The organism is Synechocystis sp. LEGE 06083, assembly GCF_015207725.1.
Lineage (GTDB): Bacteria > Cyanobacteriota > Cyanobacteriia > Cyanobacteriales > Microcystaceae > Synechocystis > Synechocystis salina.
Window position 1 is genome coordinate 22,309 of sequence record NZ_JADEWJ010000011.1, and the last position, 7,002, is coordinate 29,310.

The 7,002-nt window shown below is 47.0% G+C and carries 5 protein-coding genes; 3 read left to right on the forward strand and 2 right to left on the reverse strand.

The genetic code is table 11. The features are described 5' to 3' along the window. Nucleotides 1-180: 180 nt before the first annotated feature. Nucleotides 181-1,425, forward strand: coding sequence for a 2OG-Fe(II) oxygenase (locus IQ219_RS01700; RefSeq protein WP_194071505.1), 1,245 nt, complete (start codon nucleotides 181-183; stop codon nucleotides 1,423-1,425). 373 nt (nucleotides 1,426-1,798) lie between these two features. Here IQ219_RS01700 and petE read toward each other — a convergent pair whose 3' ends face one another. Continuing rightward, nucleotides 1,799-2,182: a plastocyanin gene (gene petE, locus IQ219_RS01705; protein WP_190598261.1), complete on the reverse strand. Its 384-nt coding sequence runs from the start codon at nucleotides 2,180-2,182 to the stop codon at nucleotides 1,799-1,801. A 426-nt stretch (nucleotides 2,183-2,608) separates the two neighbouring features. On the opposite strand from petE, the gene IQ219_RS01710 reads away from it, so the two are divergent. Beyond that, complete coding sequence (locus IQ219_RS01710) at nucleotides 2,609-4,162, forward strand: pilus assembly PilX N-terminal domain-containing protein (protein WP_194071506.1); 1,554 nt, start codon at nucleotides 2,609-2,611, stop codon at nucleotides 4,160-4,162. Nucleotides 4,163-4,212: 50 nt separating this feature from the next. Here IQ219_RS01710 and IQ219_RS01715 read toward each other — a convergent pair whose 3' ends face one another. Beyond that, nucleotides 4,213-4,839: a Uma2 family endonuclease gene (locus IQ219_RS01715; protein ID WP_228016628.1), complete on the reverse strand. Its 627-nt coding sequence runs from the start codon at nucleotides 4,837-4,839 to the stop codon at nucleotides 4,213-4,215. 243 nt (nucleotides 4,840-5,082) lie between these two features. On the opposite strand from IQ219_RS01715, the gene ftsH2 reads away from it, so the two are divergent. Further along, entirely contained in the window at nucleotides 5,083-6,966 is a 1,884-nt protein-coding gene (gene ftsH2 / locus IQ219_RS01720; RefSeq protein WP_190598262.1) for an ATP-dependent zinc metalloprotease FtsH2, read from the forward strand. Nucleotides 6,967-7,002 lie beyond the last annotated feature (36 nt).

Here is a 7,002-nt window from a genome sequence, read left to right on the forward strand (position 1 = left end):
TTAATTTAAAATCAATTAGAGAGATAGAACCTATGATTTTATTTGTCTTTTGTGGCTGAGCTCAGGATTAAATTAAACAATGATCGACTATATCATCGTAGAAAATTTACTTCCCGATTCTTTGATCGCGTATATTTTTGAAACTTTGAAAAATACGAGTTTCAATCATCTAAAGTTGGTATGCGTGTCGATCCTAAACAAAAGATCAGACAGGATTGCTTTCTTTCTAGGATTGATTGCGCCCCAGTTGATACCTTTATTTTTAATGCAGTGGATGGCTTAGCCAAAGAAAAGTTTGATATTGCAATTCAATATAGGGAGCGTTGGAAAATTGGATTTTATGATGGTCAAAATAAGAGTCACTACAATCCACACACTGACATTCAGGGGGAAATGGAGCACAGAAAACTAAGTTTTGTCATTGCTCTGTCTCCCCCCGAAGCCTATGAAGGCGGGGAACTTTATTTTCCTACCCTTGACCGAGAATTTAAGTTAAAGAAGGGCAGTTGTATTATTTTTAAGCCAGAACTTTTACATGGTGTGAAACCGGTAATTTCTGGAAAAAGATATACGTTGCTATCATTTATGTTTGATGAAGATGGCGGCAAAAAGAAACTGCAATCAACCGATTCACTCAAACAATACATCCCCAATTTATTAAGCCAAGAATCAGAAAAATCGATCAATAAGCCCAACTATGATCTAGATTACAGTGATCGGAAACAAAAACCTTGGTCCGACACAGATAACCATTGGTATATAGACCAAGATTCAGATACTTTACTGGTTTCCTTTGCTGGCTTTGGTGATAAGAATTCAATTCCGACTTTTGTTTTTCATAATTTTCTTCAACAATATACACAGGTTGATCAGCTGTTTATTCGAGATATTCAATGTCGATACTATTTAGATGGCATCAAGAACGAAACGAAGACGATGCAAGAAACCCTAGCGTGGCTAGAGGGATTAATTGGAAAGAAGAAATATAAAAAAATTGTTGGTATAGGTTGTTCCTCTGGTGGCTATGCAGTTATTTTATTTGGTCATCTTCTCAAGTTTGATAAAGTGATCAGTTTCGCGCCCCAGACTGTTTTAAATGAGACTAAGAATTCAGTTCTGCATGATAATCGCTTCGATAATACCTGTCGCTATTTGAATCAGCTTAAAACAAATACAGATTTTACTTTTGGTGAGTTTTCATTTCACGATTGTTTAGATTTAAAAAATTTACAGCCCTACGCAACCCAGGTTGAAATTCATTATCCTGCTCATGCCTGTGATGGGGCTGATAGGAGACATGCTGAATATCTTGAGTGCGAAACCTGTCTGCTAGTGGAATATCCTTCCAAAAATCATAGAATTGCTCTAGAGCTTAGGGATAACGGCCAACTACAACAGATCATTGATAACCTGGTGTTTGGTTAAGAAATCGGTGTAAAGGTAGTCATTTTAGATAACGATGCTGAAAGATTTTCGGATATGGTGAACAGAAAAAATCAAATTTATTTCCTCGTCAATTTTTCCTAGATATTGTCCTAATCCGAGCCTTGGTACCCTGGAAATTTGGGATAAAAAAATCGCATCTCGGTTAAAAGATGCGATCGCCAAAACGCAGAAGTTTTTCTAAGTAGATGGCTTAGTCAAGAATCTGTTTTGTAGACTTTCGATCCGTTCCCCTCAATCCCCAATCAGCAAGAGAAATTTTACTTTTCTCTACCATTTGGGAAAACTGAGGGAGTTAGAGACAGACCCCATAGCATTAAGCTTAAATCAACAACGGAAGAATGGACCCGTCGGATTACTCAACGACAACCTTGCCTACCATGCCAGCGCCCCGGTGGGGTTCACAGTAGTAGGTGTAGGTGCCGGGTTCGGTGAAGGTGGAGGTGAAGCTTTCGCCAGCAGCAAAGGCCAAACCTTTGTGGGAGAGCTTAGCAGCGGTGGCATCGTCCACACCATCGGCGGCGGAAAAGACAACATTGTGGGGAGAGAGCTTGTTGTTAACCCATTTAACTTCGTCCCCAGCTTTAATGGTGACGGTGCTGGGGTCAAAGGCGAGGGCACCACTATCAGAACCCATTTTTACCGTTGCACTGGCGGCGGCAGCGGGGCTAACGGACAAAAAGAAACTGGATACCACTAGCAAAAGGCCAGCGAGGATTGTTAAGAATTTTTTAGACATACTTCTTGGCAATTTTATTTATAGGGACTCGTGGTTGAACGGGTCGGGGCAACGCCCTATTCCATGCCACAAAAGGCGATCGGGGACGTTTTTCCTTTCTTTTGCCCATGGTATCACAATGTTTGACAGCTCGTCGTAGATCATTCCATCTCGACCCTGAGCGGAGGGCACAAGCCCATTCCTTGTCCTATTCAAATAGTACTTTGCTAAAAATACTTGGTTTTTCTAGCTATATTTACTGAACTTTAAATTAGGATTTGTAGCCGCCTGTGGTAATTGCTGAATTATCTTTATTTCTGGCGATCGCCGTCATAAAAATTAGCTTGCCATTGCCTCAATCAAGACGATAATGGAAAGTAGCCCAGTAAACCCGATCAGAATTTTAGTGGGTTAAAAAAGCTCCCTGGGTTAGGTTGGGCACCGCTTATGAATCCTCACAAATTTTTCCGCTTCATAATTCTTTCTTACCGCCGTCCTGCTGATAACGGTGGTTTTGCCTTGCCAATGGCAATCATGGTTGGCCTAGTGCTGACGATTATTGGCGTCGTGATCATGCAAAGGTCAATGTTTCAGCAAAATGACTCCAACAGCAAAGCGGCCACTTCCCAAGCTCAGAATGCGGCTGAAGCCGGTGTAGCCAGGATTACCAATCTTTTAAACGAACCCCAAAGGCGTTTTTTGGCTACCCTGCCCGCCTGCCGAGACTTACCCCTGCGAACAGCGGGACAAGCTTGTACAGACACCAGCACCGGTACTGGAACGGTCGTCCCTAATTGGCAAAATTTAACTGAAACCCAAATTCGTAATTGGTCGGGGACCAATGTGGCCTGTAAATTAATCGATGATTCTTTTCTGACTGATGTCCGTGCTGTCTCCAATTCCGCCGATTGGCAAACCTTGCCCCAGGGACGCTTTCGTTTGGTTGGATATAAATATACTGATGCCAGTGGTGCAGTCTTGCCTCCTGGCAGAGTTCCTGTACCCAATGGCGGCGTAGGGGTGTTAACGGTGGAAGGCTCTATCAATCCAGGACAACCAAATGCGGCCGTCTCCAGGGTTGAGGTAAAAATCCCCATCAAACCAGGCCCCCCGGAGAGCTTTAACATTCCTGGTTTATGGGTTACCAATACCAGCAGTGGCAGCGTGGCAGGCAACAATACCATTGCGGGAGATGTACTTGTAAACGACTGTAACGGCAATTTAGGAGGGGTAAGCTTCCCCTCTGGGAGTACCTATACAGCTAAGTACACCAATGCTGATATGCCGTCTTTGCCCCCAGCGCCAGCTAGTTGTAACAACCTGGGTAACATTAACGCCAATGTGACCTCACCTCGGCGGGATGGCAACAACATCTACACGGACACTAGGACAAATATCACCTTAAACAACGGTAATACTTTGCCAGCCTATATTTACTGCGTTAGCTCCATTAACCTTGGGGGCGGCAAGGAAATGCAGGTGGAAACCCTGGATACCCGTGCCACTATCGCTGGGGTGACCAATGCCAACCGGGGTGAACGTTTTATGGTTATTTTCCATATGACAGGCAATCTTGATCTGGGGGGAAATGGCAAAATTGTCCATGAGTGCCCCATACCCTACGAAGCTGCGGGTGCAAAAACTTCCTGCGGCAATTATGTGGTGACAGATTTTAATATTTATGGCCGGGCTCCTCTACCCAGTAATTTGAGCAATTTGCCGAAGATTTGCCTGGCCGGTGGCTCATTTATGGATGCCTTTATTCTCGCCCCTAATTATGAGTATGGGGTGTCCGGCAGTGGCGGCAATGGTGGTGTTCGGGGTACGGTCATGGTCAGACAGGTGAGTAATTCTGGGGGATGTGGCTCTAACACTTCCAATACAGTGATTACCCAAACCGGCACTTGGGATGACATGGTGGCGGGTATCCAACCTCAGGCTACGTCTCCTACCCTAGGAGCGTTCACTGGTTGGACTAGCCGGCCGACGGATGAATATTAGTTGTTGATTTGAATTGGTATTACCTAGATTTCCTTGGAGTCTTTTGCCCCTTAAACCTTAGCTTTGGCAAATAGTTCATTAACAGTAAAACTCAACTGGGGCAATAGGTCGTCTTCCACTAGCTGATCGCCTTGGTAGGTAATGGGGGGGCGATCGGGGGCAAAAATGGTCAAGCTACGGTGGCGAGTATGCACTGTACCTTCAGCATTGCCAATAATCCAGACCCGTTCCACCCCAGCGGCGAGATAATCCCCAGCTTTTTCCGTCATGGCTGCAAAGGACTGACCAGGGGAAACAATTTCCACCACCAATTCCGGTGCCACCGGGCAAAAGTCATTTTCTAGGTTAAAGGGCGCTAGTTTGCCGTCGGAAATGTAGGTCACATCCGGCACGGGGGCCCAATCTTGCTCATCTTTTTGCAGACAAATAGCCCATTCCGGGTAAGCTTCCCAAGGTAAAGCACAACCTTCCCGATTGCCCCAATCAGATAGTAGGAAGAGTAATGCCCGTTGAAGGCAGGAATGAATCCGTTTTGGTGGCATTTTGGTGATCGCCGTGCCGTCCTGGAATTCGTAACTAACTTCCCCCTCTGGGAGCTGAGAAAATTCTTCCAGAGTTAGGTTCTTGTCTGTGACGGTCTGACCCATGGTGGCTTGCCCCCAATGATTACTTTCCAAGCTAGCAAATTCCCCACTCGGTAGACCCTGCGGTAATCCGCCCAGGGCTAGGGGGTTGTCGTAATTATGAGAATTACGTTACATTTAGTTAAGATTTTGTTACAAAAGTCCATTGTCAACAAGATTAATCAATTCCACGGCGTCGGGGAGCTAGTCCTCCATGGCGGGGTTCAGTCTCCGTTCCACGATTAACCGATTACACTAAATCCTACGACCGTCTTAACTTTTAAAGTGAGCTAACATATGAAATTTTCCTGGAGAACTGCCCTACTTTGGTCCCTACCCCTGTTGGTAGTCGGCTTTTTCTTCTGGCAGGGGAGCTTTGGAGGGGCAGATGCCAACCTCGGTTCCAACACTGCTAACACCCGCATGACCTATGGTCGCTTCCTAGAATATGTGGATGCTGGCCGCATTACCAGTGTGGATTTATATGAAAATGGCCGCACGGCGATTGTGCAAGTTAGTGATCCAGAAGTAGACCGGACCCTCCGTTCCCGGGTCGACCTCCCCACCAACGCCCCGGAATTGATTGCCCGTTTGCGGGATGCCGACATTCGCCTTGATTCCCACCCTGTCCGCAACAATGGCATGGTTTGGGGCTTTGTAGGTAATTTAATTTTCCCTGTCCTTTTAATTGCTTCCCTCTTTTTTCTCTTCCGCCGTTCCAGCAATATGCCCGGCGGCCCCGGCCAAGCCATGAACTTTGGTAAATCCAAAGCCCGCTTTCAAATGGATGCCAAAACCGGTGTCATGTTTGATGATGTTGCCGGCATTGACGAAGCTAAAGAAGAACTGCAAGAGGTAGTAACTTTTCTCAAACAGCCCGAACGCTTTACCGCTGTAGGGGCCAAAATTCCCAAAGGCGTGCTCCTAGTGGGCCCTCCCGGTACCGGTAAAACCCTCCTAGCCAAGGCGATCGCCGGGGAAGCCGGAGTGCCATTCTTTAGTATTTCCGGTTCCGAATTCGTAGAAATGTTTGTGGGAGTTGGTGCTTCCCGGGTGCGGGATCTGTTCAAAAAAGCCAAAGAGAATGCCCCCTGTTTGATCTTCATTGATGAAATTGATGCAGTGGGTCGGCAACGGGGCGCTGGCATCGGTGGTGGTAACGATGAGCGGGAACAAACCCTCAACCAATTGCTGACGGAAATGGATGGTTTTGAAGGCAATACGGGGATTATTATTATTGCCGCCACTAACCGCCCCGATGTTCTCGATTCCGCCCTCATGCGTCCCGGTCGTTTCGATCGCCAAGTGATGGTGGATGCTCCCGATTACGCCGGTCGTAAGGAAATTTTAGAGGTCCATGCCCGCAACAAAAAACTAGCGCCGGAAGTTTCCATCGACTCCATTGCCCGCCGTACCCCTGGTTTCAGTGGAGCTGATTTGGCCAACTTGTTGAATGAAGCCGCCATCCTCACCGCCCGCCGTCGTAAATCTGCCATTACCCTGTTGGAAATTGACGATGCCGTAGACCGGGTTGTGGCCGGGATGGAAGGCACTCCCTTGGTGGATAGCAAAAGTAAGCGCTTAATTGCCTATCACGAAGTCGGCCACGCCATTGTCGGCACGTTGTTAAAAGATCATGATCCGGTGCAAAAAGTCACCCTCATTCCCCGGGGCCAAGCCCAAGGTTTGACCTGGTTCACCCCCAACGAGGAACAAGGCCTGACCACAAAATCCCAACTGATGGCCCGCATTGCCGGTGCCATGGGCGGTCGAGCTGCGGAAGAAGAAGTCTTTGGCGATGACGAAGTAACCACTGGTGCCGGTGGTGACCTACAACAGGTAACCGAAATGGCCCGCCAGATGGTAACTCGTTTTGGCATGAGCAACCTTGGCCCCATCTCTTTGGAGAGTTCAGGCGGGGAAGTATTTCTCGGCGGTGGCTTGATGAACCGTTCTGAATACTCCGAAGAAGTAGCCACCCGTATTGATGTCCAGGTGCGGCAGTTGGCCGAACAGGGTCACCAAATGGCCCGCAAAATCGTCCAAGAACAACGAGAAGTAGTCGATCGCCTCGTGGATCTTTTAATTGAGAAAGAAACCATTGACGGGGAAGAATTTCGGCAAATTGTGGCGGAATACGCCGAGGTTCCCGTTAAGGAACAATTAATTCCCCAACTGTAAAATTTCCCTTCTCTAGCAAATTAGTTTGGTCAGTAA